The sequence below is a fragment of the Acidimicrobiia bacterium genome, assembly GCA_041394025.1.
GTDB lineage: Bacteria > Actinomycetota > Acidimicrobiia > IMCC26256 > JAOSJL01 > JAOSJL01.
The window spans coordinates 429,334-453,179 of sequence record JAWKJA010000003.1 but is presented as its reverse complement, the minus strand read 5'-3'; the positions used below and the strand labels follow the sequence as shown (position 1 = coordinate 453,179).

Sequence of the window (23,846 nt, the reverse complement as noted above, 5' to 3'; positions counted from 1 at the left end):
GCCACCCACCGGGTCACGCGTCGGGGAGATCGCCCGCCGAGCGCGACTGCCGCCACGCGCGGATCCTGTCTGCGAACGTCGGTCGGGGCGGCGTTCCCGGTCGGTCACGCCCGTGGCGGAGCCCCCCCAGGTAGGAGAGCCCGGCGAATCCCAGCGTGAGCGCCAGCAGGAGCATCCCGAGCTGCGGACCGGGCACGAACACGACCGCCAGGAGTGACCCGATGACCCACACGATCTGGAACCGGGTCTCCATACGCGCGAACGTGCGGCCGCGCACCGCGTCGGGAGCGTCGCGCTGGAGCACGCTGTCGAACGCCAGCTTGCCGGCACTGGCACCCATGCCCACGACGACCGACGCGATCAGTGCTGTGGCCGTGGTGTAGGCGCGGGCGACGATCAGGGTGGTGACGGCCGGTATGAGAAGGGACGCCACGAGGATGTACTCCTCGCGGACGTGCTCGCGCAGCCGCGGGGCGACGATGGCACCGAGGAACGTCCCGATCGAGCTCGCCGCCAGTGCAGCACCGAAGACCCAGAACGGTTCGGCGTCGCGCTTGAACGTGAACGCGAGGAGCAGGACGAGAAAGCCCACCGCCATGCGCATCACCGCCATGGCCGTACCGGCGAGGACGACGCTGGGCAGATGGAGCTCCTCACGTTCGAGCTCCGCTTCCTGATCGGTGGTTACCGGTTGCCTGCGCGTGCTACCTCGTGGGATACGCAGTGCGGTGATCCCACCGGCGAGGTACAGGAACGCGCCGACACGTAGGACCCAGTCGGAATCGAGAACACCGAGGATCGTTGCAGCCACGACGCCGGCCACGGCGCCCGCGATCACGCCGATCATCGACAGGCGCGCGTTGGCGGTCACCAGCTCCTCGTGGTTCCTCACGAGACCGGGCACGAGGGAGCTCTTCGAGATGGAGTAGGTCTTGCCGAGAACCAGGAGGGAGAACGCGAGAGGGTAGAGGGCCAGGTCGTTGAGGTGGTTGGCCGTCACCAGGCACAGTACGAACTGCGTGATCCCGACAACCGTGATCATCAGGGAGCGCGCCCCCCTGATGCGGTCGAGTGCGGGGCCCATGAGCGGTGCGACGACGGCGAACGGGGCCATGGTGAAGAGCAGCGCCAGAATCACCCGCGGTCGGGCCGCATCCGCCGAGACGGTGAAGAAGAGCGATCCCGAGAGCGCGAGGAAGAAGAACACGTCGCCCGACACGGAGAACGCGTGTGTGACTGCGAGTCGCGAGAAGGGCGTGGCCCCGGCAAAGCGCGGGTCACGGGGCCCCGGAGGGGTCGGGTTCGCCATCGCGTAGGCGAGCCTACCGCCGACATGTGACGCACACGGCTACGAACTCGGCCGGCTCACCCGGGCGGGTGACGCTCGGGGGGATTCGCCGGTAGGCTCGCGCCGTGGCGAGTCCTTCCCCTTCATCACAGCCTGACGCGGAACGTGCCGGCCCCTCCGGGGTGTCGCCGGTCCGCCCGGCTGCCACCCGGGAGCCGCTCCTGCCCGACGCCGCCGGTCGTCTCGGGCGCACTGACGACGGTGAGATCCGGTACCTCAACCGCGAGCTGTCGTGGCTCGACTTCAATGCACGGGTCCTCGCCCTGGCGGAGGATCCTGAGCGCCCCCTGCTCGAGCGGGCCAAGTTCCTGGCGATCTTCTCGTCCAATCTCGACGAGTTCTTCCAGGTGAGGGTCTCGGCCCTGCGTGCGCAGCTCCACGCCGGCGTGTCCGAGCCCGGCTCCGACGGGCTCGACCCGCTGGAGCAGCTGCGGGCGATCACGGCAGCCGCCCGCGAGCTCGTCACCCGCCAGGCGTCGGTCTTCACCGACGACATCACACCCGCGTTCGCCGACGAGGGAATCGAACTCGTCGACTGGGCCGACCTGGACACCGACGACCGCAAGCAGCTCGTGGAGATCTTCGAGGAGCGCGTGTTCCCGGTGCTCACGCCGCTCGCAGTCGACCCTGCCCACCCCTTCCCCTACATCTCGAACCTGTCCCTCAACCTTGCAGTGGTGGTGCGCGACCCCGTCGACGGCGACCGTCGCTTCGCCCGGGTCAAGGTCCCACCGCTGCTCCCGCGATTCGTGACGCTTCCCGACAACCAGCGCTTCCTGCCTCTCGAACAGCTCATCGCCGCGCACGCCGACGCCCTGTTCCCGGGCATGGAGGTGATCGAGCACCACGCCTTCCGTGTCACACGGGACACCGACTACGAACTCGGCGACGAGTCGGCCGATCTCCTCGAAGCCATGGAAACGGTGTTGCGCCAGCGCACCAAGTTCGGTCGTGTCGTGCGCCTCGAGGTGGGAGCGGACATCTCCGACGAGGTCCTCGACCTGCTCGTGCGTGAGCTCCAGCTGTCGCGTGACGACGTCTACTCCATCGCGGCTCCGCTGGATCTGTCGGGCCTCTGGGCGGTCTACGACCTGAACCGCCCCGAACTCAAGGATCCTGTCTGGACCCCCCAGACGCAGCCGATCCTCGGTCGGCCCGACTCACCCACCGACTTCTTCCGCGTCCTGCGCGGTGGGGACGTTCTCGTCCACCACCCCTACGACTCGTTCGGGACGTCCGTGGAGGCGTTCATCGACCAGGCGGCCGGCGATCCCGCAGTCCTGGCGATCAAGCAGACGATCTACCGGACCTCCGGCGACGAGAGCGGCATCGTCCGTGCGCTCGTGAAGGCGGCGGAGTCGGGCAAGCAGGTCGTGGCGCTCGTGGAGCTCAAGGCGCGCTTCGACGAGCAGGCGAACATCGAGCAGGCGCAGACCCTGGAGGAGGCCGGCGTCCACGTTGTCTACGGCCTCGTCGGGCTCAAGACGCACTGCAAGACGCTGCTCGTCGTCCGCCAGGAGCCCGACGGCCTCCGCCGCTACTGCCACGTCGGCACGGGCAACTACAACCCCAAGACCGCGGGCCTGTACGAGGACATCGGCCTGTTCACCGCCGACGAGGAGATCGGGGCGGATCTCAGTCAGTTGTTCAACCACCTCACCGGTTACAGCCACCAGGCCCCGTACCGGAAGCTCCTCGTTGCGCCCGATGCCATGAAGCCCGGGCTGCTCGAGCGCATCGCCGAGGAGGCCGGCCGCCCCGGCGGCCGTATCACCCTCAAGATGAACGCCCTGCTCGACCCCGAGATCATCGACGCCCTCTACGACGCCTCCGCCGGGGGGTGCAGGGTCGACCTGATCGTCCGGGGTATCTGTTCGCTGCGCCCGCAGGTGCCGGGCCTGTCCGACAACATCACGGTCCGGTCGATCCTGGGGCGCTACCTCGAGCACTCCCGCATCTACCGATTCGGCGACGACCCCGAGGAGGCGGAGTACCTGATCGGGTCCGCCGATCTCATGCCCCGGAACCTCGACCGCCGGGTGGAGGCGCTCGTCCCCGTCAGCGACCCGAAGCTCCGCTCGCGGCTCGCCGAGGTTCTCGAGATCAACGCCTCCGACGACGTGCTGGCGTGGGAGCTCGGCTCCGACAACGTCTGGCGCCGCGTCGAGCGCACCGTGGGATCCGACACGCATTCGGCCCTCGAGGCGCTGGCACTCGCCAGGAGTCGCGGTGACACGACGGTGACCGCAGCCGGACGGTGAGCTCCGACGATGCACCCGCAGGGCCGCCCGAACACGGCGTGACGCTGTCGGCACCTCCCGGGTTCCGCCTACCCGAGCTGCAGGAGGCCGTGGTCGGGGGTCGAGCTGTCGTGAGCGACCCCCAGGAGATCTCGACGGTCTACGTCGACACGGAGGATCTCAGGCTGATCCGGTGCGGCGTCACCCTCCGGTTTCGGAGCGACCGTGGGTGGATCATCAGCCTTCCGGTCGGCGAGGGTGAACGCGGCACGGGCGCTCCGACCACGGACGAGGTGGAGCTTCCGGGGACAGCGGGGCACGCACCGGGAAGGGCGGCCGATCTCGTGCGGGCCTACTCGCGTGTGAAGCCGCTTGTTCGGGTCGCGCGCCTGCGAACACTCCGTCGGCGCGTGGCACTTCGTGGAGCCGACGACCGCGACCTCATCGAGGTCGTCGACGACGAGGTCTCGGTGTTCGACGGTCGCAGGATCGCGCTGCGCTTCCGGGAGATCACCGTGGGCGCGGAAGCTCCGGGCTCCGACGATGTTCTGGCGGCGGTCACCGACCGACTCCGGCGAAGCGGTGCCGGCCCGCCCGACCCGACACCGGTGGTCGTGCGTGCCCTGGGCCCCCGGGCGCTCGATCCTCCCGACGTGCAACCCGACGCCGACCTCTCACGCGATGCCGCGACGCGCGACGTGATCGCCAACACCCTGGCCGGGTCGGTCCAGCAGCTCCTCGCACGCGACCCGTGGGTTCGCCGGAGCCGTGACCCCGAAGACGTCCACCAGGCGCGGGTCGCGGTACGGCGGCTCCGCTCGGACCTCCGGACCTTCCGTCCGCTTCTCGACTCCGTATGGCAGACGGCCCTTCGGGACGAGCTCCGGTGGCTCGGAGCGGAACTGGGTGACGTGCGCGACGTCGAGGTGCTCCGGATGCGCCTCGGTCTCCGTGTCGACGATCTTCCACCCCAGGAGGCGCTCCCGGCGCGGCGGATTCTCGAGGACCTCGACGAGCGCCACCGGGTGGCACGGCACGACCTCCTGGAGGCGATGGCCTCCGAGCGCTATGCCGTCCTCCTCGAACGGCTCGTCGATGCGGCGCGAGAGCCGCGCATCGGCCCCGATGCCACGACACCGGCGTCACATGTGCTCCCCGAGCTCGCCCGGGGCCCGTGGAAACACCTCCAGGAGGCCGTCGCTGCACTGGGTGACAACCCACCCGACGAGGCGTTGCACGAGGTACGGATCCGCGCCAAGCGGGCCCGGTACGCCGCGGAGGCGGTGGCGCCATCGGTGGGGAAACCGGCGCGCCGGTACGCCCGCGCCGTCACCCGCATCCAGGACGTCCTCGGTGAGCACCAGGACGCGTGCATCGCCGGGCAGTGGCTGCGATCGGTGGCCCGGGACGCTCCCACACCCGTCGTGTTCGCGGCAGGGATGATGGCCGAGCGCGAGCGCCGTGCCGCCGACCGCTCCCGCCGGCGGTTTCCCAAGGCCTGGCGACGGCTGGATGCCAAGAAGCTCCGAGCCTGGATGTGAGCGACACGGAGGGAGCCGACGACGATGTCGTCGTGCGTGCGGCGGGCGGGGTGCTCTGGCGACGGCAGGCCGACGGCGAACTCCAGGTCGCGCTCGTCCATCGACCCTCCTACGACGACTGGAGCCTCCCCAAGGGCAAGCTCGACGAGGGTGAGAGCGACGAGCAGGCCGCTCGGCGCGAGATCGAGGAGGAGACCGGCTACGCATGCCGACTCGGCGAGGAGCTCGGCACGGTGCGCTACACCGACGCCAAGGACCGGGCCAAGCGTGTGAGGTACTGGTCGGCAACGCCGGTCGACCCGGGCTCCACCGGGTCGTTTCGCGCCGATCACGAGGTCGACGAGTGCCGCTGGCTCGGTGTCGACGAGGCGCGACGCCGACTCACCTACGATCGTGACCGCGACATTCTCGACAGGCTCGACAGATGACGATCCACCTCCTTCGTCACGCCAAGGCCGGAAACCGACGTGAGTTCGAGGGTCCCGACGACCTACGCCCGCTCACCAAGGCCGGACGACGACAGGCCGACGCCATCGCCGAGGCGTTCACCCCGATTCCCGTGGAGCGCGTCATCTCGAGTGCCTACGTGCGGTGCCGCGAGACCGTGATACCGCTCGCCCACGGGCGCAGACTCCCGATCGACCTCGACGACGCACTGGCCGAGGGCTCGTCGTGGGCGGTCGTCGAGGCGCTCCTCGGAAAGATCGGCGACACCGACACGGTCCTCTGCACACACGGTGACGTCATCGCTGAGGTTCTCCGACACCTCGTCGATGCAGGGGTCAGGCTGGAGCGCGATCCCACCTTCCCGAAGGGGAGCGTGTGGGTGCTCGACACGCGTGAGGGAGAGATCGTGTCCGGGAGCTACACGCCACCACCGGAGCTGTGACCGCCCACTGACGGGGATCGCGGGCGCCGCACGTTCCCTACAGCGCGAGCCGTCAGCGGTCGATACCGTTGCGGAGCGTTCGATGAGCGGGAGACCATGATGCGCATTTCCGATCTGCTCGGCGACGAGCCCGACGATGAAGGCCCCGACAGGCCGGAGGACGAAACCAGCGACGAGGCGACGCCCGGCCCGCCGGGCTCCGCTTCGTCAACGGGCGAGCGGTCACTCACCGAGATCCTCGAGGAGGCGGCCGGTGCCGCCGCGGCCGGCGAGAGCGGCGCGTCGTCGGGAGGCGACGCGGGCGCGTCGGACGTCCCTCCCCCCGCACCGTCCACCGATCCGGATCCGTCGGCGCAGCCCGTCGACGAACCCCGACCGGAGCCTCCCGCCGTGAGCGAAGACGCCGCACCCGGAGTCGTGTCCGACACCGGTCCCGCAGAGCACACGGCAGCCTCGGTGTTCGGAGGTGGCCGGGCTGTCGGGCCGGAGGCACCCGAGGACGGGGGTCGCGTGCTGACCCGCGCGATCGAACCGCGTGACGACGACCTGTTGCCTGCCGCCGGGACCAAGCCGGCACGGGGCCCGAAGAGGCAACCGAAGCCCCCGACACCCGGTGTGGCGGCCGCCACCCCCGGAGTGGCGACTCCGCCTGCTCCGGCGACGTCCGATACTCCCGACGCCGAGCCGACCCGACGCGAGCGGCGTGCCGCGCGCTCGGAGGGTGTCGACAACGGCGCCGACAAGAAGGCACAACGTGCGGCCGACAAGGAACGCACGAAGGCGCAACGAGCGGCCATCAAGGCGGAGAAGGCAGAGGCGTCCGGTGCCACCCGGACTGGTGCGGCGGCCTCCGAGGGCGAGAAGAAGCCCTGGTACAAGAAGGAGATCTCCTTCGGGAAGAAGAAGAGCTAGGAGCCCCGGCGGCCCCCTCGTCGGTGGCACGTCGGTTCAGGGCACCTCGTAGCGGTAGCCGACGCCGCGCACGGTCACGATCCGCGTCGGGCTCTTCGGATCCTCCTCGATCTTCGAGCGCACCCGCTTCACGTGGACGTCGAGGGTCTTCGTGTCACCGAAGTAGTTCGGTCCCCAGATCCTGTCGATCAGGACGTCACGGGTGAGGACCCTCCCCGCGTTCGCCATCAGCAGCGCGAGCAGCTCGAACTCCTTCAGCGGCATGGCGACGAGATCGTCGTCGACCCGTACCTCATGGCGGGATGCGTCGACGGTGACACCTCCCAGCTCGATGACGTCGGCGGCGGGCTCGGGGGCCCCGGCACGCCGCCGCAGTGCCGCCCGGATCCGGGCGACGAGCTCGCGGAGCCTGTAGGGCTTGGCGACGTAGTCGTCTGCCCCCACCTCCAGGCCCACGACGGCGTCGATCTCGGCACTTCGCGCGGTCACCATGATGATCGGCACCTGCGAGTGCGACCGGATCTCGCGGCACACGTCGATCCCCGACATCTCGGGAAGCATCACGTCGAGCAGGATCAGGTCGGGTGGGTTCCTCTCGTAGCGGTCCAGTGCCTCCCTGCCGTCGGAGGCCACGTCGACCGAGAACCCCTCGCGTTCGAGCCCGACCGACAGTGCGTCGCGGTAGGACTGCTCGTCGTCGACGACGAGGACCACGGGCCCCGCTCCCATCAGCCGGCCTCGTGCAGACGACGACGCTGCTGTCTCGGGAACCACAACGTGAACAGCGATCCTTCGCCCTCGGTCGACTCCACCTCGACGTCGCCGCCGTGGACCTGGACGATGTGACGAACGATGGCGAGGCCCAGGCCGGTGCCTCCGGTCTGCCGACTGCGTGCCTCGTCGACCCGGTAGAAGCGCTCGAAGATCCGTTGCCGGTCGGCCACGGGGATGCCGATTCCGTGGTCACGGATCGACACGGTGACGCCACCGTCGGGGCCCGAGCCGGTCGACAACTCCACGGCCTGCCCCGGGTCGGAGTACTTGACGGCGTTGTCGACGAGGTTGACGACGGCACTCAGCAGTTGCCGCCGGTCGCCGACCACTGCCGGGTTCCCACCCGCGCTGTCGACGACGATCGGGATTCCGCGCGCATCGGCGGACTCCCGGAGGCGCTCGGCCGCTTCGGTGAGTAGCCCTCGCAGGGCGACGGCTTCGCGTACCGGTGTCTCCTGGGCCTCGATCATCGTGAGATCGAGCAGGTCGTCGATGGTGTGACCGAGCCGGTCCGCCTCCCGGACCATCCGCTCGGCGAGCTGCCGCGTGATGTCATCGACGTCGCCGTCGACGATCGTCTCGGCCAGGAGGCCGAGCGCGCCGATGGGAGTCTTCAGCTCGTGGCTCACGTTGGCGACGAAGTCGCGGCGGACGCCTTCGAGGCGTCGCGACTCGGACACGTCCTCCACGAAGGCCGCGGCGCCGATCACGGCCAGACGGTCGGTCAACGGGAAGGAACGGATGCGGACCACCTGGCGCGGTGGTCCGAACATCTGGAACTCGTGCTCGACGGGCTCGCCGTCGAGCGCCCTCCCGAGGAGCTCGGTGACGAGCTCGTCGACAGTGGCTTCGGCGTGCCGGATCGATGCGAGCCTGACGGCCGGAGCGTTGCGCAGGACCGTCCGACCGCTGGCGTCGATCACGACGATGCCGGCGTCATGCTCACGCAGAGTCGACGCGAGACGGTTCAACTCCGATTCGAGATCGGTGCGGCGGTCCTTCTCGGCGGCTGCGAGATGTTCCAGCCCGTCGACGACGCGCCCGAGCGTCATTGCACCACCGGGACCGGCCGGGTCGCCGAGCTGGCGGGTGACGCCGACCAGGCGCTCGCGAATCCGGCGGACACCCCATGCGAGGCCGATCAGGGCAGCCACCGTGATGATGACCACGACGGCCAGGACGACGGTCACGAAACCCATTGTGCCCCGGTACCGCACGGACGCGCGGCATCGATGATGTCAGCCGAAGGCACCGCTGACGTAACCCGCGGTCCGTGGATCGACCGGTGTGTTGAAGATCGCATCCGTGCGGTTCACTTCGACGAGTTGACCGATCCGCCTTTCGCGATCGTCGAGTTCGGTCGCCATGAAAGCAGTGAAGTCGGACACTCTCGCTGCCTGCTGCAAGTTGTGGGTGACGATGACGATCGTGTATTCCACGCTCAGGTCGCGCATCAGATCCTCGATAGCGTTCGTCGCGTGTGGATCGAGGGCGGAACACGGCTCATCCATGAGGATCACGTCGGGTTCCACTGCCAGACACCGCGCGATGCACAGGCGCTGCTGCTGACCACCTGACAACGCGAGGGCGGACTTGTCGAGCTGTCCTTCGACCTCATCCCACAGGGCGGCGCGAGTCAAGGCGTCGTGAACGATGTCGTCGAGGCCCTGGCGTACGCCGTGGACACGCGGTCCGAAAGCGACGTTGTCGAAGATCGACTTCGGGAACGGATTCGGCTTCTGGAACACCATCCCGATTCGCCGCCGCACCTCGACAGGGTCGACGTCAGCTCTGTACAAATCCTGTCCGTGGTAGCGCACCGTTCCGCACACCTCGGCGCCCGGGATGAGGTCGTTCATCCGGTTGAGGGCGCGAAGCATCGTGCTCTTTCCGCAGCCCGACGGACCGATGAGCGCGGTGATCCGGTGTCGGGGAACAGCGAGTTCCACACCCTGGATCGCGGGTGAACCTCCGTAGCTCACGCCGAGGTCGTCGATCTCGAAGACAGGCTCTATCCGGACATAGTCGTCAGCGGTGGTGTCGGAAACGCCGGTACGGAGTGCAGCGCCGGCCACTGGGTTCTTCTCGGTCATCGTCACGTGGGGCCTCCCTCGTCGGCCACGGCCAACAGTCGAAGCGTACGGACGCGTTGTGTCCCACCCCTGGCTCGGCTGTGTCCGACAGGTGAACAGCAGGTGAACAACGAGCCGGTCGTGCCGCTGTTCCCCAGCTGTACGGAGTTGGATGCTTACTCTGCAACGAGGCCCGTGACAGCGGGTCAACCGTCCGGCGGAGGTTTGTGTGGCACCCGACGACGCGGTCCACGCTGCGATCGAGCTGCCCGACCAGGGGGCACGCGCCGGTCTGCGCACGTGGCAACGCGCGCTCCTCGTCGTGGCGCTTCTCTACGTGTTCCTCGTCGGTGTCTCGTCGATCGAGGCCGGGATCAACGCTCTCGGAAGTGAGACCCAGGCAAAGCTCTTCGAGAACGTCACGAGCCCGCTGGCCGGCCTCTTCGTCGGAATCCTCGGAACGGTGCTCGTGCAGTCGTCGTCGGTGTCGACGGCAACGATCGTCAGCCTCGTTGCGACGGGTGTGCTGAGCGTCGACACAGCTGTGCCGATGGTCATGGGCGCCAACATCGGAACCACCATCACGGCCACGCTGGCCTCGCTCGGTCACGTACGCCGTACCGACGAGTTTCGTCGCGCCTTCGCGGCCGCCACGGTCCACGACGTGTTCAACATCCTGACCGTCGCCATCCTGCTCCCGCTGGAGTTGGCGACGGGCTTTCTGGCGTCGACCGCCACGTGGCTGGCCGAGCTCATCGGTGGATCCGGGGGTGCGAGGTTCGACAGCCCCATCAAGGAGGCGGTAAAGGGGCCTGTCGGCTGGATCGAGGACCTTCTCGGAGCTCTGGGCCTGCACGGGAACGCGCTCGGCGTCGCCACGGTCGCGATCGGGCTCCTCTGCATCTTCGTCGCGCTGTTCTTCATCGCGCGCAACATGCGCGAGCTCGTGGCCGAGCGCGTGGAGCGGTCGTTCAACCGACTTCTCGGGCGTTCCAGCGGCGTGCTCGCAATGGCGCTCGGACTCGTCGTCACCATGACGGTGCAGTCGTCGAGCATCACGACGTCGATCCTGATACCCCTGGCGGCGTCGGGCATCCTCACACTCGAGAACTCCTACCCCGTCACGCTAGGCGCCAACGTCGGAACGACCATCACGGCACTCCTGGCGGCGCTGGCCACCGACAGCTCCGAGGCACTGACCATCGCACTCGTGCACACGCTGTTCAACGTCTCGGGGATCCTGCTCCTCTATCCGCTGCCGGTCGTGCGCGATGTGCCCATCCACATCGCCCGGGGACTGGCCGATCTGGCGGTGGACAACCGGGTCCTGGCCGTGCTCGCCGTGGGGGGCGTGTTCGTCGTGCTGCCGCTTGTTGGCATACTGATCATCGGATGAAGGGACCGCAGGTGTGTGAGAGCAGGGTGTGGCGACCATGGTGATGGAGTTCTTCCGCAAGTCCGACAGTGGTGGGCTCGAACGGATCGAACAGCAGATCATCCGCATGCTCGTCGACACGCGCCACGCCTTCGACGAGGCGATGAGCTCCCTGCTGGGCGGCGCCGACCCGACCGTTCTCGGTCCCGACATCCGGGTCACCGACAGCCGTATCAACGCCTCGGAGCGAGAAATCCGTCGGGAGCTCGTCGTCCACGCAAGCGTGCAGGGCGCCGAGGACGTGTCCACGATCCTCGCGTACATGATCGTCATCAAGAAGGTGGAGAGGATCGGCGACAACGCCAAGAACATCTTCGACCTGGCTGCCGAGGGCGTCCGCCTCGAGGGCGAGCCGGACTTCGACCTCAACGTGCGCTTCCAGAACCGGCTGTCGGAGATGATCGCCGACGCCGGCGAGATCTTCGGCGCACGCGACCAGGAGAGCGCCACTGACTACATCGCGACCGGAGACGAGCTCCTCAAGGAGTTCGACAATCTCGTCGTGGAGCTCATCCACTCCGACGCAGCTGCGTCGGCAGCCGTTCCCCGGGCGTTGCTGTACCGGTACATGAAGCGGATCGCCGCCAACCTGCTGGGTGTCGTGTCGTCGGTGGTGCAGCCCGTCGACCAGATCGACTACTTCGACCAGGACGACTCACGCGGCGGCTGAGACGCCGCTCTATCGACTCCACCGTTGGAGTTGCGTTGCCCGCTGCCCCCGGAACGGATGTTCGCAACATCCGGCCGACCCGGATTGGTGGACGGGAGCGGTTCTGTTCGCGGGTCGCGCGACCACATGTCCTTCGGACGTTCACCCCCGATTCACCGGTTGGCGACGATCGCGACAGATGACATCCGTACCGTGCGGGCTGTCCGGAAACAACTGTTCCGGCTCCTCGGCAGGGTGCCGAGGTCTCCCGTACGAAAGGACCTCAACGGATGCGTCAGCATCGAATCCGATCATTCCTCGTACCGCTGGTTCTCGTTCTCGCCCTCGTCGTTGCCGCTTGCAGCAGGGACAGCAGCGGTGACAGCGGTGCCGGTGGTTCCGTCACCGTTTCCGGCTCGTCGACCGTGGAGCCGATCTCGGCCGCAAACGCCGAGAAGTTCGCCGAGACAAACCCCGATGTTGCCATCTCGGTCGACGGCCCCGGAACGGGCGACGGCTTCCAGCTGTTCTGCAGCGGCGACACCGACATCTCCGACGCGTCGCGTCCCATCAAGGACGAGGAGATCGCGACGTGTGAGGACAACGGCATCGAGTTCGTGGAACTCAAGGTCGGTATCGACGGCCTCTCGGTCATCACGTCTCCCGCGAACGACGCCGTCGAGTGCCTGAACGTCGGTGACCTCTACGCCCTGATCGGACCGGAGTCCGAGGGCTTCGACAACTGGAGCGACGCCGATGACCTCGGCGCCGAAGTGGGTGGCTCGGGTGACTATCCCGACTCCGAACTGACCATCACCGCCCCCGGTGAGGAGTCCGGCACCTACGACAGCTTCGTCGAGTTGGCGCTCGAGGAGATCGCCGAGGAGCGTGACCAGGACGCCGTTGCCCGAGCCGACTACGAGTCGTCACCGAACGACAACGTGATCATCGAGGGTGTGGCGGGCTCCGACACGTCGCTCGGATGGGTCGGGTACGCCTTCGTGGTCGAGAACTCCGACTCGGTGAGGGTCCTCGAGATCGACGGTGGAGGCGGCTGTGTCGCTCCCACCGACGAGACGATCGCGGCGGCGGAGTTCCCACTGGCCCGTGATCTCTTCGTCTACGTCAACAAGGAGAAGGCGGCCGACAACCAGGCCGTGACCGACTACATCGACTTCTACCTGAGCGACGCCGGTCGTGCCTCCGTCACCGAGGTCGGCTACGTCGACCTCACCGACGAGGACTGGCAGGCGTCCGTCGCAGCCTGGGAGGGCCGCTGACCCCATGGCCGCACCACAGGGCGGGTTCGACCTCCGGGGGGCGCCCGCGCGTCACCGCAAGGAGCGGATCGTCAAGTACGTCCTCCTGAGCGCCGCTGTCGTGACGCTCGCTATCAGCGCGGGCTTCGTCGTCGCGCTCACGGGCAAGGCGCTGGAGTTTCTTGCCAACATCGATCTGAGCCTCCTTTGGTCCCGCGGCTGGTTCCCCCGTCGCGGGCTCTTCGACGTTCGGACTCTGTTCGTCGGGACGCTGATGGTGACGGGGATCGCGATGGTGGTCGCGACGCCTCTCGGACTCGGCTCGGCCGTCTACCTCTCCGAGTACGCCGGCCCTCGGACCCGGCGGATCCTCAAGCCGATCCTCGAGGTGCTCGCCGGGATCCCCAGCATCGTCTTGGGCTTCTTCGCGCTGAGCTGGATCACGCCGAACATCGTGCAGACGTTCTGGTCGGACGCCGGTGCCTTCAACCTCATGTCAGCGGGCATCGCCGTGGGCGTGATGATCACTCCGCTCGTCGCCACGATCTCGGAGGACGCGATGCGGGCGGTACCCCACGCGCTGCGCGAGGGCTCGTACGGGCTCGGGGCGCGCAAGGCGACGACCAGCATCCGGGTCGTCTTCCCCGCTGCCATCTCCGGCATCGTCGCGAGCCTCATCCTCGCAGCCTCACGCGCCATCGGCGAGACCATGGTCGTGTTCATCGCTGCGGCGGCCTCGGGAGGGTCGTTGTTCACGACGAATCCCCTGGAGGCCGGCCAGACGATGGCGACGGCGATCGCGTCGCTGGCAACGGGAAGTGACCAGGTGGCTGCGGGTGGCGGGCAGGACGCCGGACAGGCCTTCAACAGCCTCTACTTCGTCGGCCTCCTGCTGTTCTTCTTCACCCTGTCACTCAACATGATCGGTGACCGTTTCGTGCGCCGCGTACGCCAGGTCTACTGACGATGCGACAAACGGCGACGAGAACGAAAGGCGAGACGGTGACACAGGTCGCGACGGAGCATCAGGTCGGGCGACGCAGGACCGACCTGTGGGGACTGATGTTCCAGCTGGCGCTCGTGTTCTGCCTGCTCGCGTGCTTTGCGTTCCTCATGGTCCTCGTCGTCGACGTCTTCGCCGACGGACTGCCTGTGTTCGCAGACCGGGGCGTCGACTTCCTCACGAGTGACCTCTCGCGGAATCCCGAGGAAACCGGCGTGTGGCAGGGGATCAAGGGGTCGCTGCTGCTCGGGATCATCACGTTCCTCGTGGCGATCCCCCTGGGCGTGGCGTGCGCCGTGTACCTCGAGGAGTACGCGCCCGACAATCGCTTCACGCGCTTCATCGACCTGAACATCCGCAACCTCGCCGGAGTCCCGTCGGTCGTCTACGGAATTCTCGGGCTCATCATCTTCGTGCAGTGGTTCGAGGGATTCACCGGCGGCCGCAGCGTCATCGCCGGAGGCCTCACGCTCTCGGCCCTCGTTCTCCCGATGGTCGTCATCACGTCGGCCGAAGCCATCCGGGCCGTGCCGGGCTCGTTGCGGGAGGGGGGCTTCGGTGTGGGGGGAACCCGGTGGGACGTCACCCGACGTCTCGTTCTTCCCGACGCCTCCCCGGGAATCCTCACCGGTGTGATCCTGTCGTTGGCGCGGGCCATCGGCGAAACGGCCCCGCTGCTCCTCGTGGGTGCGATCGCCTCGAACTTCTTCACCACCGGCAGCCAGAGCTACTGGGAGCAGCTCCAGGGCACGTACACAGCGCTTCCGGTGATCGTGAACACGTGGGCACGGCAGCCGCAACAGGAGTTTCGTGACCTCACGTCGGCCGCCATCATCGTGTTGTTGGTGATCACGCTGGTGGCCAACATGGCCGCGATCCTGCTGCGGAATCGCTACCAGCGGAGTCGCTAGGAGTCGGTCGACTCGCTCTCCGGCTCTGCGGCTTCGGAAGCGTCGGCCGTCGGCTCGGTGTCGTCGGGACCGGTCGCGGGCGCAGGGGATGCGGCGTCCTCGGGCGTGGGTGATTCCGCCGCGGCGGCCGGGCTGACGGCGTCGGGCTCGTCGAAACCGAGGTCCCACTCGATCACGAGGCGCTCGCGTTCGGCGTCGCGATCCACACGGGCGCGGTTGCGGTGGAACTGGGGGTCGTGGGGCGGGAGAAGCTGGAGGCGGGCGGTGACCCGCTGGCGGAAGGCGTCGATGACCGCGCGGTCGCCGATGATGTCGTGAACCTCCCAGTGCGGGGCGACCGGCCCGAGGTACACGACCTTCACGTGGCCCTGGGGAGGTAGCTGCTCCTCGTCCTCGGTTGCCTGCTCGCCGCCCGCCGTGCTGTCGTCCGCCATCGTGGTCTCCACTGGGTCGTTCACCCCGGGCGTGCGGCCCGGGGGGAGGACCGAGGATACCCGCGACCCGTTCGGCTACCCGGCCCGGGTCCCCAGTACGGCACTCAGGTCGATCGTGTCGCCGCCGCGGTCGATCACAATCCCGATCTCGTCGCCGGGCTCCCGGGCGCGAACGGCCGTGGCCACGTCGACGTTGCGCTCGATCGTCATGCCGTCGACCTCGACGATGACATCTCCTTCCCGGACGCCCGCCTGGTCGGCTGGCGAGCCCTCCTCGACGGAAGCGACCAGCGCGCCCGCGTCGACGGACAGGCCTTCCGCCTCGGCGACCGTCTCGTCGACGCTCAGTGTGTTGACGCCGAGGAAGGTTCCCTTGCGCAGGGTCTCGATCACGGGTTTGGCCTGCTCGATGGCGATCGCGAACCCGACGCCCTGCGCGAACGACGGATCGGCGATGGCGGTGTTGATACCGACGACCTGTCCCTGCGCGTTCAGGAGGGGTCCACCCGAGTTCCCCCGGTTGATCGCGGCATCGGTCTGGATCGTGCTCTCGAGAGCTGCCCCGTCGCCGGTGTCGATGGCCCGGCCGACTGCCGACACGATTCCGGTGGTGACCGTCGGCTCGCCCTCGAGGCCGAGAGCGTTGCCGATGGCGACGACACTGTCGCCGACCACGAGCGCGTCGGAGTCGCCGAGCTCCACGACGGGAAGACCGGTCGCCTCCACGTCGAGAACGGCGAGGTCGTTGTCGGTGTCGGTGCCGACGACGGTGGCCTCGCGGGTCTCGCCGTCGTCGAAGTCGATCTCGACCTTGTCGGCACCGGCCACGACATGGGCGTTGGTGACGATGATGCCGTCATCGCTCACGATGAAGCCGGAGCCCTCACCCTCGCCGGTCGGACCGCCGATCTCGCCACCGAGAGTGGAGCGCACCGTGACGACGGCCGGCTGCACCTTGGTGAGGATCCCCGAGACGTCGAGTGGCCCGTCCTCGTCGAGCGACGTGTTCTGCGCCGGTGTGCTCGACGCGGCGGGGGTGGTGGTCGTGGAGTCGTCGTCATTGAGGTAGACGAGCCCGCCCGCCACGAGGGCACCCACGAGTGCGCCCACCGCGGCACCGGCCAGGAACTTCACGAAGCCCCTTCCGCCGCCCGTGTCGCCCGACGGCGGAACTGTCGAGCCGTCGTCGTCGCCGTCACCGTAGGATCCCTCTGGTCCACCGGCGCTCCACGTGTCGTCGGCGACGGGTCCCTGCTCGCGGGGCGAGGTTCCCGTGTCGGGCGCGCCTGCGGAGCTCCAGTCGGACCACGGCCGGGTCGTGGAGGACACCGGCGGGGTCTGTGGCGGATCGAGCGGCGCCTCGGGTGCCGTGGGCTCGGCCGGGGGAGGCGTCGGGGGAGTCGCCGGCGGTGGTTGTGGCGATCCGGGGCGCGGGGTGGACGGCGCCTGATACGGGTCGGTGGGCTGGTCGCTCATGGTTCCTCCCGGCGGACCGGTGTGGGTCGGCTTGGTTGCGTGGCGTGACACCGTGCGGTGTCATGGGGTGGAACGGCACACCGGGCGTGATCGTTCCGACTTTCGCCGATCCCGGGTAGTTCTTCGGAGATCTTCAGGTTCAGCCCTGTCGGAGCCCGGCGGTCGGCCGTGTCACCGGATCCGCTCTGGCATGGGGTTCTATCGGCGCCGGGGCGCCGGACGTGAGACCTCATTCTACGGGAACGGAACGGGCCCGGCGGTCGTTACACCGGAGAGAGCCACGGCACACGACACCGGATGTGAGGACGATGGGAACGAGCGATCTCCCGGCACTGACCGAACGTGAGCAGCCGTGGATGCGCCACGGCCTCTGCCGCGGCTACGAGCCGTCGGTGTTCTTCCCCTCCGACGGCGTCGGCGTCGAGACCGCCAAGCGCATCTGCGCCGAGTGCCCCGTCGCGTCCGAGTGCCTCGAGTACGCCCTCGATTACCGCATCGAGCACGGCGTGTGGGGTGGCGCCTCCGAGCGTGCCCGCCGTCGCATGCTGCGTCGCCGCCGCAGCACCCTCCTCGCCCTGTAGTGAACGACGACCGCTAGAAGAGGCTGAACGGCGAGATCGCGAAACGCACCAGTCGCCCGAGGAACGAGTCGGACCCCTCGAAGTCGTCGATGACCGCCGGGAGGTCGCTGACGGGGCCGTCGGTGACGACGGCGAACGTGGTGTCGTCCATCTCCCAGACCGCGACGGAACCGCCCGGCGCGTGCCACAGACGGACGGGGTGGCCGGCGATGTCGGCGTCGTCGCCCGCCGGGGGTAGCGCGTCCCAGTCGAGCTCACCGTCGGTCTCCGAGACCGAGAGGCCGAAGACGCCGTCGGAGTAGTGGAACTGGGTCGTGTCGGACGAGACGACCTCCGCAGCCTGGAGTCGCCAGCCGTCCCCGACGGACTCGGGAGCGTCGATGTCGGCACCCCCGAGCGTCGTGGCGGCGGTGACCGACTCGACACCGTCGGGCGGTACTGCGGCCGGTCCGGCCGACGGTCCGTCGGCGATCTCCTCGATCCGGTTCAGGGTCAGCACCCGCACCGCCCGTCCGTCGTCGTCGAACTGCTCGCGCCGGAGGACGATCCCGGTGTCGTCGTCGAGGAAGCGCCGCTCGCGAAGAGCCCCACCGTCGCCGTCGTGGATCTCCACCAGGTTCGTGGTGCGGCCCCCCACGACGGCCGTGGAGACGTTGAGGTCGTACTTGGCACTGGGATCCGGCGCGTCGACGGCCTCGCCCTCGCGCCACAACGTGCGCCATCCGCTGTCGTCGTGGACGTACCCGCCGTCGTCGTCACTCACGACGGTTCGCTCACCCTCGATCTCGATCACCCCGTCGACCGAGCGCACCGGCATGGTGCCGGAGTGGTAGTCGGTTCCGTCGTACCACTGGAGCGACATCGTTCCGCTGAAGTCGTGGCCCCTCGCGGCATGGCGGGCCTCGCGCACCATGACGTCACCCTCGTCGGGCGAGCCACCGGCGGCGAAGGGAAGCCCGACCGCACCCAGCGCCACGACGACGGTGCACGCGAGTGCGGTACGCGTACGGCGACGGTCGAGAACGGGTGGGTGCGAACTCACGGGGCGAGGCCCGCCTGGACGCCCACGGGCCCCAGCCCGGTGACCGGGTCGGACGCCCCTGTCCGCGCCACCGCAGCGTTGTCGGTGATCTCGTCGATGGGTGGGGTCCCGTCGGGAGAGTCCCGTCCCGGGACCACGAACAGGGCGAGTGCCGCTGCGACCGCTGCGCCGACGGCGACCCACCGGGCGACGCGTGGCCGGCGACGGTCGCCGAGGTGGGTCGGTCCGCCGGGCGTGTCGTCGCCGACGGGCTTCGACACGACAGTGGAGCTGTTGACGGCGTCGAGGATCTCGTCCCATGTCCCCGGCGGTATGTCACGGGGCGGGAGCGCCCGCACGGCCTCGCGGGCGACGCGTACGTCGTCGAGGACGGCGGCGAGGGCCGGGTCGGCGGTAACGGCGCGCTCGACACGGTCTCGGTCGGTGTCGCTCAGCTCGCCGTCGAGATGGGCGGACAGCATGTCCTCGCTCAGCGGAGTGGAGTCGGAGGTCATGCAGGCTCCAGTCCTGCGAGCTCGGCGCGCAGCAGCCTGCGGCCGCGGTGGATGCGTGACCGCACGGTTCCGACCGGCACGCCGGTCGTCTCGGAGATCTCGTCGTAGGGGAGGCCCACGACGTCGCAGAGCACCACAGCCGTGCGGAACTCCTCGGAGATCGAGGCGAGAGCGGCCTGCACCTCGTCGGAGAGGTCGGTGGACACCTCGTCGGCCGCGGGCGAGGGTGGGACCACGAGATCGGGATTCTCCGGAAGCGCGTCGGCGGGCCGTCGCTTCCGCCGGCGCACCTCGTCGAGGAACGTGTTCGTCACGATTCGCGCCAACCATCCTTCCAGTGACCCGGGCTCGTAGCTCTCGAGACCCCGGCGTATCCGCACGAGAGACTCCTGAACCACGTCCTGGGCGTCCGCATCGTTCCCGGCCAGTCGGTAGGCCACGGTGTAGAGGAACCGCCCGTGGTCACGGGCGACCTCCTCCCACGTGGGCACCCCGTCTGTCGTCATGGGGAACGACGGCTCACACCGGATTGGTTCCCGGGCGCGCCGAACACAGGCGATTCGGGGGGGAACGACAAGGGTCGACGGCGCGCGCGGGGCGTCGCCGGCGGCCCCCCCGGGCCGGTCAGGAGGAGGCTTGACCCTCGTCCTTGGTGGCGTCCTCGTCGTCCTCGGCAGCGCCCTCCTTCAGGCCCTTCTTGAACTCCTTCTGGGCCTGGCCCACGGAGCGGGCGAGCTTCGGGAGCTGGCTGGCACCGAAGATGAGGACGACGACGAGTGCGATGATGAGGAGCTCGGGAAATCCGACGGAGCTCATGATTCGTGCCTTTCCGAAGGCGGTCAGACCCCACGTTACCCGTCGGAGCCCGTCGGTCCGGTGTCAGCACACACAGCTGCCAGGATCTCCACGTCGTCGGGAGCGGTGACGGAGAAGGGGAGCGGCCCCGCTCCGAGGATCAGCGTCTCCACCCCGAGGTCGCTCCATGCGTCCACCTGCTCGCGGACCTGCTCCACGGTGCCGACGAGGCGTCCCTCCCGGTACTCCTCGAGGCTGACGCCACCGAGGACGCCGGGTGGGTAGGCGTCTCGCATCCGCTCGAAGCGGCGTTTCAGGTCGCTCTCGTTCTCGCCGACCAGGGCGTAGAGGCCGAGGCTGCGCCACACCGTGGCGGGGTCGCGTCCGACGGCCTCGCAGGCCTGCGCGAGGACGCGAACGCGTTCGGCGTAATCGTCGGGCGTCCACACCCAGCACGTGTTCCACCCGTCGGCGAGCTCCGCAGCCAGAGCGAGGAGCCGGTCGCCCTTGCCGCCTACGAAGACCGGCGGTGCCGGCTGCTGGACAGCCGGCGGGCGGTTGCGGGCGTCGTGCGCGCGGGGGTACGTGCCGTCGTGGGACACGGGACCGCCCCCGAGCAACCCGCGCACGATCTGGACCGCCTCACGCAGGCGCGCGAGCCGCACGCCCGGGCCGGGCATCTGTTCGCCGATCGCCGCGTACTCGGGCTCGTACCAGCCCGCGCCGAGGCCGACGTCGAGGCGGCCGCCCGACACGTGATCGAGGGCTGCGAGTTGCTTGGCGAGGACTGTCGCCGGGCGCAGCGCCTCCAGGAGAACGAGCGTTCCGAGGCGCACCCGTGAGACCTCGCGGGCAAGTGCCGCGAGCGTGACGACGGGCTCGAAGACCCCGCGTGGCTCGTCGCTGCCGCCGTACTTGGCGATGTCGAGGAACAGGTGGTCGGAGCACCACAGCGAGTCGAAACCGACGCGCTCGGCGAGGCGTGCGTGCTCGACAACGGTCTCGAACCCGAGCGGCTCCCGGCCGGGAACCGAGTAGTCGTACTGGGGCAGGGCGAGCCCGATGCGCATTCCGTCAGGCTACGGCGGCCGTCACAACGGGTCGGAACGGGTCGTAGGGTGGCGCCGTGGGCGTCGTGTACGAGTGCGTGCCGAATGTGTCGGAGGGCCGTGACCGGGCTGCGCTCGACGCGCTGACATCGGCCTGCGGGCAGCTCCTCGTCGACGTCCACAGCGACGCCGACCACCACCGCAGCGTCCTCACGCTCGCCACCGAGGATCCCGTGGCCCTCGAGGCCGCGGTCCGTGCGCTGGCCCGGGAGGTGGTCGCTCGCTGCGACATCGGCACCCACGAGGGGGTTCACCCGCGTCTCGGTGCACTCGACGTGGTTCCGTTCGTCGCCCTGGGTGGCGGTGCGCCCGAGCGCGAGGTGGCCACGGGCCTCGCCCGGCGCTTCGCCGACTGGGCAGGGTCGGAGCTCGACCTGCCGTGTTTCCTCTACGGTGACGTCGACGCTCTCGGGAGGTCGCTTCCCGATGCGCGCCGCGAGGCGTTCCGCAGCCGCCGGCCCGATCACGGCCCGATGCGGCCGCACGTCACGGCCGGCGCCACGGCGGTGGGGGCGCGCCCGCCGCTCGTCGCCGCGAACGCCGTGCTCGACACCGACGATCTCGTGCTCGCCACACGCGTGGCCGGTCGGGTGCGCGAGGCGGGTGGGGGCCCGCCGGGAGTGCGCGCACTCGGGCTGTGGCTGGCGGCGTCGGGCCGGGTTCAGGTGTCGATGAACCTCGTGGATCTGACGTCGACGGGTCTCCAGGACGCCGTCGGTGCCGTCGAGGCCGCTCTCGCCGGGAGCGGCGCAGCGGTCGCCGGTGTGGAGGTCGTCGGGCTGGTTCCGCGATCGGAGTCCGAGACGTGGTCAACGGAATTCCGGGAGCGGTGGGGGCTCACCGACGCCCTGACGGTGGAGAGCCGCCTCGACACGCCGCGGTGAAAGGCGTGGGCGCCGCCGGGTGAGCGGCTCAGGCGCCGCTGGCGATGATGCCGCGGCGTGCCAGGGCCCGCTGCCGGCGGAGGCGGCGGCGCTCCCGCTCGGAGAGCCCGCCCCAGATCCCGAACTTCTCACCGTTGCTCAGGGCGTACTCGAGGCAGTCGAGGCGGACCTCGCACCCGGCGCACACCCCCTTGGCCTCCTTGGTGGAGGCTCCCCGCTCAGGGAAGAAGAGGTCGGGATCGACCCCGAGGCAGTTGGCCTGCTCCTGCCAGTGCTTGTCGGGGCCGCTCAGCAGCGCCGCGTTGATCGAACCGTCCGGAAGGAGTTCCTGCACCGGTGTTCCCCCTGCTCCGGCGTCGTCCCGTCCGGCACGGCCCGTGGCCGGCCGCCCCCCGACGCTCCTGCGGCGTGCCACACGACACACCTGTAATTACATTCCTGTCATCTTGAAGGCGTGGGCCCCGTCCCGCAAGGGGAAATCGGCCCGGGGAGGGCGGAATTCCGGGGATCCGGGAGAAAAATACGGACAAAAGGTCCGTTCCACACGGTCCGGCCGGGCCGGTCGGCGGCCCCGGCGGGTGAGCCGGATCAGGCGGGCTCCGGGCGGTCCCCGTCGTCGGGGAGGTCGATACGCGCCAACCAGAGGCCCGGCGCCTCGAGCTCGTTGCGTGTGGGTGTGTGCCCGGGCCGCTCCCAGAGCCTGTGGAGACCGTCGTGGCCGGCCCGTTCGACCACGCCGCGGCAGAAGGCCTCTCCGCGCTCGTAGTCGGCCCGTTGCACACCCACGCCGAGGAGCCGCTCGATGAACCGCTCCGCCTCGCCCCTCTCGACTCGGTGGCGCTTCATGGCCTCGGCGATGCGGGCGAACGACGGGATGAGGGGCGCGCCGATGCGCTCGAGCTGGAGGTCGGCGTACCCCTCGAGGACCGCCGTCAGGTCGGACAGTCGGGAGAGGGTGGCGTCCTGCTCCGGGGTGCGCATGGCGTCGAGGAGCTTCTGCGGGTCGCCGAGTGCCGCCGGGATCGTGGACGGGTCGGTTGGATCGAGGCCCGCCACGTCGAGAGAGCTCTCGAGCGCCTCGGGGTCCATGCGGTAGCCCGAGACGAACTCGGTGGCGAGCTCGATGAGGTGGGACCGGACCCAGGTGACGCTGCGAACGGCCGCGTGGACGACCTCGTGCAGTGCCACCCAGTAGCGCAGGTCGTCGCGCTCGAGCGACCAGTCGCTCTCGAAGGCGTCGATGTTCTCCACGACGAACAGCAGCGTCGGCTCACCGGTGACCGGGAGCGGGAGGTCGTACTGGCCGAAGGCGTGGGTGGCGAGGTGGCCGACCATGGAGCCGGCCTGGACGCCCAGGAGCGCGGGAGCGAGCATCTCCATCAGCTGGGAGAGCTGGGCTGCGTCGAGCCCCCCGCTCGGGATACCCAGCTGGCCGAGCTGGTCGGCGAGTTCCGGGTCGATCTCGATCTCGAGGTCGGACCCGTCCTCGTCGCCGGTCCCGAGCCCGAAGCCGTCGCGTACGAGCGTGGTGGCGAGCGCCTCGAGAACGGGGCGGAGGCTGTCGAGGTGGCGGCGCGCCCAACGGCGCCGCCCGACGGCGAGTGTCCCCGTACCGAACACAGCCGACAGGCCCGTTTCCGCCACGACGGCGGTCTGGGCCGCCGCGGCCAGGTCGGCGAGCTGTGAAGCGTCCGCCTCGTCGACAGGTGCCTCCTCGGGTAGCGCGGCGGCTGCTCCCAACCCGCCGAATCCGGCAGTCGCGGCCCCGACCGGCCCGCCGGGCCCCGCCGGGGTGGCGACGTCGCCGCCGGCAGCGGTCCAGTCGGCCACCTCGCGAGCGACCTGCCAGTTCACGGGCCCGTCGCCGGCACCGAACATCCCGACAAGGCGGGAGAGATCGAGGCCGAAGTCGTCGGGGGTGCTCCCGGGTTGTGACTCGTCGCTCACGCGTACAGTCTAGGGACCGGTCAGCGTACGGCAACGCGGGAAAAGGTGACG

24 protein-coding genes and 1 pseudogene are annotated in these 23,846 nt (G+C 69.3%); 12 read left to right on the top strand and 13 right to left on the bottom strand.

All coding sequences use genetic code 11. The features are described 5' to 3' along the window. Window positions 1–13: 13 nt before the first annotated feature. Window positions 14–1,309 carry an MFS transporter gene (locus R3A49_09505; GenBank protein ID MEZ5170965.1) on the bottom strand — a complete coding sequence of 432 codons (1,296 nt, stop codon included), beginning with the start codon at window positions 1,307–1,309 and terminating at the stop codon, window positions 14–16. Between the two features lie 200 nt (window positions 1,310–1,509). Here R3A49_09505 and R3A49_09500 point away from each other — a divergent pair, with 200 nt between their 5' ends. From R3A49_09500 to R3A49_09480, 5 genes are all read left to right on the top strand, one after another. Next, complete coding sequence (locus tag R3A49_09500) at window positions 1,510–3,609, top strand: RNA degradosome polyphosphate kinase (protein ID MEZ5170964.1); 2,100 nt, start codon at window positions 1,510–1,512, stop codon at window positions 3,607–3,609. 110 nt (window positions 3,610–3,719) lie between these two features. Continuing rightward, window positions 3,720–5,129 (top strand): CHAD domain-containing protein, encoded by a 1,410-nt coding sequence (locus tag R3A49_09495; protein ID MEZ5170963.1) that lies wholly within the window; start codon window positions 3,720–3,722, stop codon window positions 5,127–5,129. Beyond that, entirely contained in the window at window positions 5,126–5,557 is a 432-nt protein-coding gene (locus R3A49_09490; protein ID MEZ5170962.1) for an NUDIX hydrolase, read from the top strand. Before R3A49_09495 ends, R3A49_09490 begins: the two co-directional genes overlap by 4 nt. Beyond that, complete coding sequence (locus R3A49_09485) at window positions 5,554–6,018, top strand: phosphoglycerate mutase family protein (GenBank protein ID MEZ5170961.1); 465 nt, start codon at window positions 5,554–5,556, stop codon at window positions 6,016–6,018. Before R3A49_09490 ends, R3A49_09485 begins: the two co-directional genes overlap by 4 nt. Before the next feature lie 99 nt (window positions 6,019–6,117). After that, complete coding sequence (locus R3A49_09480) at window positions 6,118–6,930, top strand: hypothetical protein (GenBank protein ID MEZ5170960.1); 813 nt, start codon at window positions 6,118–6,120, stop codon at window positions 6,928–6,930. 36 nt (window positions 6,931–6,966) lie between these two features. Here R3A49_09480 and R3A49_09475 read toward each other — a convergent pair whose 3' ends face one another. The 3 genes and pseudogenes from R3A49_09475 to pstB all read right to left on the bottom strand — a co-directional run bounded on the left by R3A49_09475 (window position 6,967) and on the right by pstB (window position 9,716). Then, a complete protein-coding gene (locus R3A49_09475) occupies window positions 6,967–7,659 on the bottom strand; it encodes a response regulator transcription factor (GenBank protein MEZ5170959.1) in 693 nt (230 codons plus the stop codon). Next, window positions 7,659–8,903 (bottom strand): ATP-binding protein, encoded by a 1,245-nt coding sequence (locus tag R3A49_09470; GenBank protein MEZ5170958.1) that lies wholly within the window; start codon window positions 8,901–8,903, stop codon window positions 7,659–7,661. Before R3A49_09470 ends, R3A49_09475 begins: the two co-directional genes overlap by 1 nt. 39 nt (window positions 8,904–8,942) lie before the next feature. Further along, window positions 8,943–9,716 (bottom strand): annotated as a pseudogene (gene pstB, locus R3A49_09465) (phosphate ABC transporter ATP-binding protein PstB). A 289-nt stretch (window positions 9,717–10,005) separates the two neighbouring features. Between pstB and R3A49_09460 the strand changes: the two are divergent. From R3A49_09460 to pstA, 5 genes are all read left to right on the top strand, one after another. After that, the gene (locus R3A49_09460) at window positions 10,006–11,172 is read left to right on the top strand and encodes a Na/Pi symporter (protein MEZ5170957.1); all 1,167 of its coding nucleotides are present in this window, start codon (window positions 10,006–10,008) and stop codon (window positions 11,170–11,172) included. A 37-nt stretch (window positions 11,173–11,209) separates the two neighbouring features. Continuing rightward, entirely contained in the window at window positions 11,210–11,881 is a 672-nt protein-coding gene (locus R3A49_09455) for a PhoU domain-containing protein (protein ID MEZ5170956.1), read from the top strand. A gap of 269 nt (window positions 11,882–12,150) precedes the next feature. Continuing rightward, window positions 12,151–13,140: a phosphate ABC transporter substrate-binding protein PstS family protein gene (locus tag R3A49_09450; protein ID MEZ5170955.1), complete on the top strand. Its 990-nt coding sequence runs from the start codon at window positions 12,151–12,153 to the stop codon at window positions 13,138–13,140. 4 nt (window positions 13,141–13,144) lie between these two features. After that, complete coding sequence (pstC, locus tag R3A49_09445) at window positions 13,145–14,083, top strand: phosphate ABC transporter permease subunit PstC (GenBank protein ID MEZ5170954.1); 939 nt, start codon at window positions 13,145–13,147, stop codon at window positions 14,081–14,083. Between the two features lie 38 nt (window positions 14,084–14,121). Next, window positions 14,122–15,033, top strand: a complete 912-nt coding sequence (gene pstA, locus R3A49_09440) for a phosphate ABC transporter permease PstA (GenBank protein MEZ5170953.1) — start codon at window positions 14,122–14,124, stop codon at window positions 15,031–15,033. On the opposite strand, the gene R3A49_09435 is transcribed toward pstA, so the two are convergent. Together R3A49_09435 and R3A49_09430 are read right to left on the bottom strand one after the other, a co-directional pair. After that, window positions 15,030–15,467 carry a hypothetical protein gene (locus R3A49_09435; protein MEZ5170952.1) on the bottom strand — a complete coding sequence of 146 codons (438 nt, stop codon included), beginning with the start codon at window positions 15,465–15,467 and terminating at the stop codon, window positions 15,030–15,032. The two genes, pstA and R3A49_09435, sit on opposite strands and share 4 nt — an antisense overlap. 75 nt (window positions 15,468–15,542) lie before the next feature. Continuing rightward, a complete protein-coding gene (locus tag R3A49_09430) occupies window positions 15,543–16,943 on the bottom strand; it encodes a trypsin-like peptidase domain-containing protein (protein MEZ5170951.1) in 1,401 nt (466 codons plus the stop codon). A gap of 308 nt (window positions 16,944–17,251) precedes the next feature. Between R3A49_09430 and R3A49_09425 the strand changes: the two genes are divergently transcribed. Continuing rightward, window positions 17,252–17,524, top strand: a complete 273-nt coding sequence (locus R3A49_09425; protein ID MEZ5170950.1) for a WhiB family transcriptional regulator — start codon at window positions 17,252–17,254, stop codon at window positions 17,522–17,524. A 13-nt stretch (window positions 17,525–17,537) separates the two neighbouring features. On the opposite strand, the gene R3A49_09420 is transcribed toward R3A49_09425, so the two are convergent. From R3A49_09420 to R3A49_09400, 5 genes are all read right to left on the bottom strand, one after another. Then, a complete protein-coding gene (locus R3A49_09420; protein MEZ5170949.1) occupies window positions 17,538–18,566 on the bottom strand; it encodes a hypothetical protein in 1,029 nt (342 codons plus the stop codon). Next, window positions 18,563–19,060 carry a zf-HC2 domain-containing protein gene (locus R3A49_09415; GenBank protein ID MEZ5170948.1) on the bottom strand — a complete coding sequence of 166 codons (498 nt, stop codon included), beginning with the start codon at window positions 19,058–19,060 and terminating at the stop codon, window positions 18,563–18,565. Before R3A49_09415 ends, R3A49_09420 begins: the two co-directional genes overlap by 4 nt. Next, window positions 19,057–19,566, bottom strand: a complete 510-nt coding sequence (locus R3A49_09410) for a sigma-70 family RNA polymerase sigma factor (GenBank protein ID MEZ5170947.1) — start codon at window positions 19,564–19,566, stop codon at window positions 19,057–19,059. The genes R3A49_09415 and R3A49_09410 overlap by 4 nt, the downstream gene beginning before the upstream one ends. A gap of 118 nt (window positions 19,567–19,684) precedes the next feature. Next, window positions 19,685–19,876 carry a twin-arginine translocase TatA/TatE family subunit gene (locus R3A49_09405; GenBank protein MEZ5170946.1) on the bottom strand — a complete coding sequence of 64 codons (192 nt, stop codon included), beginning with the start codon at window positions 19,874–19,876 and terminating at the stop codon, window positions 19,685–19,687. 35 nt (window positions 19,877–19,911) lie between these two features. Continuing rightward, the gene (locus R3A49_09400) at window positions 19,912–20,925 is read right to left on the bottom strand and encodes an LLM class flavin-dependent oxidoreductase (protein ID MEZ5170945.1); all 1,014 of its coding nucleotides are present in this window, start codon (window positions 20,923–20,925) and stop codon (window positions 19,912–19,914) included. Window positions 20,926–20,981: 56 nt separating this feature from the next. On the opposite strand from R3A49_09400, the gene R3A49_09395 reads away from it, so the two are divergent. Continuing rightward, entirely contained in the window at window positions 20,982–21,848 is an 867-nt protein-coding gene (locus tag R3A49_09395) for a glutamate formiminotransferase (protein MEZ5170944.1), read from the top strand. 28 nt (window positions 21,849–21,876) lie between these two features. On the opposite strand, the gene R3A49_09390 is transcribed toward R3A49_09395, so the two are convergent. Both R3A49_09390 and R3A49_09385 read right to left on the bottom strand, forming a co-directional pair. Continuing rightward, complete coding sequence (locus tag R3A49_09390; GenBank protein MEZ5170943.1) at window positions 21,877–22,155, bottom strand: WhiB family transcriptional regulator; 279 nt, start codon at window positions 22,153–22,155, stop codon at window positions 21,877–21,879. Between the two features lie 281 nt (window positions 22,156–22,436). Next, entirely contained in the window at window positions 22,437–23,795 is a 1,359-nt protein-coding gene (locus R3A49_09385) for a zinc-dependent metalloprotease (protein MEZ5170942.1), read from the bottom strand. Window positions 23,796–23,846 lie beyond the last annotated feature (51 nt).

Excerpts from the sequence above, each read along its gene's own strand:
- R3A49_09480 (MEZ5170960.1), top strand. The coding sequence starts at position 6,118 with ATGCGCATTTCCGATCTGCTCGGCGACGAGCCCGACGATGAAGGCCCC.
- R3A49_09470 (MEZ5170958.1), bottom strand. The coding sequence starts at position 8,903 with ATGGGTTTCGTGACCGTCGTCCTGGCCGTCGTGGTCATCATCACGGTG.
- R3A49_09475 (MEZ5170959.1), bottom strand. The coding sequence starts at position 7,659 with ATGGGAGCGGGGCCCGTGGTCCTCGTCGTCGACGACGAGCAGTCCTAC.
- R3A49_09400 (MEZ5170945.1), bottom strand. The coding sequence starts at position 20,925 with ATGCGCATCGGGCTCGCCCTGCCCCAGTACGACTACTCGGTTCCCGGC.
- R3A49_09450 (MEZ5170955.1), top strand. The coding sequence starts at position 12,151 with ATGCGTCAGCATCGAATCCGATCATTCCTCGTACCGCTGGTTCTCGTT.
- R3A49_09455 (MEZ5170956.1), top strand. The coding sequence starts at position 11,210 with ATGGTGATGGAGTTCTTCCGCAAGTCCGACAGTGGTGGGCTCGAACGG.
- R3A49_09430 (MEZ5170951.1), bottom strand. The coding sequence starts at position 16,943 with ATGAGCGACCAGCCCACCGACCCGTATCAGGCGCCGTCCACCCCGCGC.
- R3A49_09405 (MEZ5170946.1), bottom strand. The coding sequence starts at position 19,876 with ATGAGCTCCGTCGGATTTCCCGAGCTCCTCATCATCGCACTCGTCGTC.
- pstC (MEZ5170954.1), top strand. The coding sequence starts at position 13,145 with ATGGCCGCACCACAGGGCGGGTTCGACCTCCGGGGGGCGCCCGCGCGT.
- R3A49_09435 (MEZ5170952.1), bottom strand. The coding sequence starts at position 15,467 with ATGGCGGACGACAGCACGGCGGGCGGCGAGCAGGCAACCGAGGACGAG.
- R3A49_09505 (MEZ5170965.1), bottom strand. The coding sequence starts at position 1,309 with ATGGCGAACCCGACCCCTCCGGGGCCCCGTGACCCGCGCTTTGCCGGG.
- R3A49_09425 (MEZ5170950.1), top strand. The coding sequence starts at position 17,252 with ATGGGAACGAGCGATCTCCCGGCACTGACCGAACGTGAGCAGCCGTGG.
- R3A49_09415 (MEZ5170948.1), bottom strand. The coding sequence starts at position 19,060 with ATGACCTCCGACTCCACTCCGCTGAGCGAGGACATGCTGTCCGCCCAT.
- R3A49_09410 (MEZ5170947.1), bottom strand. The coding sequence starts at position 19,566 with ATGACGACAGACGGGGTGCCCACGTGGGAGGAGGTCGCCCGTGACCAC.
- R3A49_09485 (MEZ5170961.1), top strand. The coding sequence starts at position 5,554 with ATGACGATCCACCTCCTTCGTCACGCCAAGGCCGGAAACCGACGTGAG.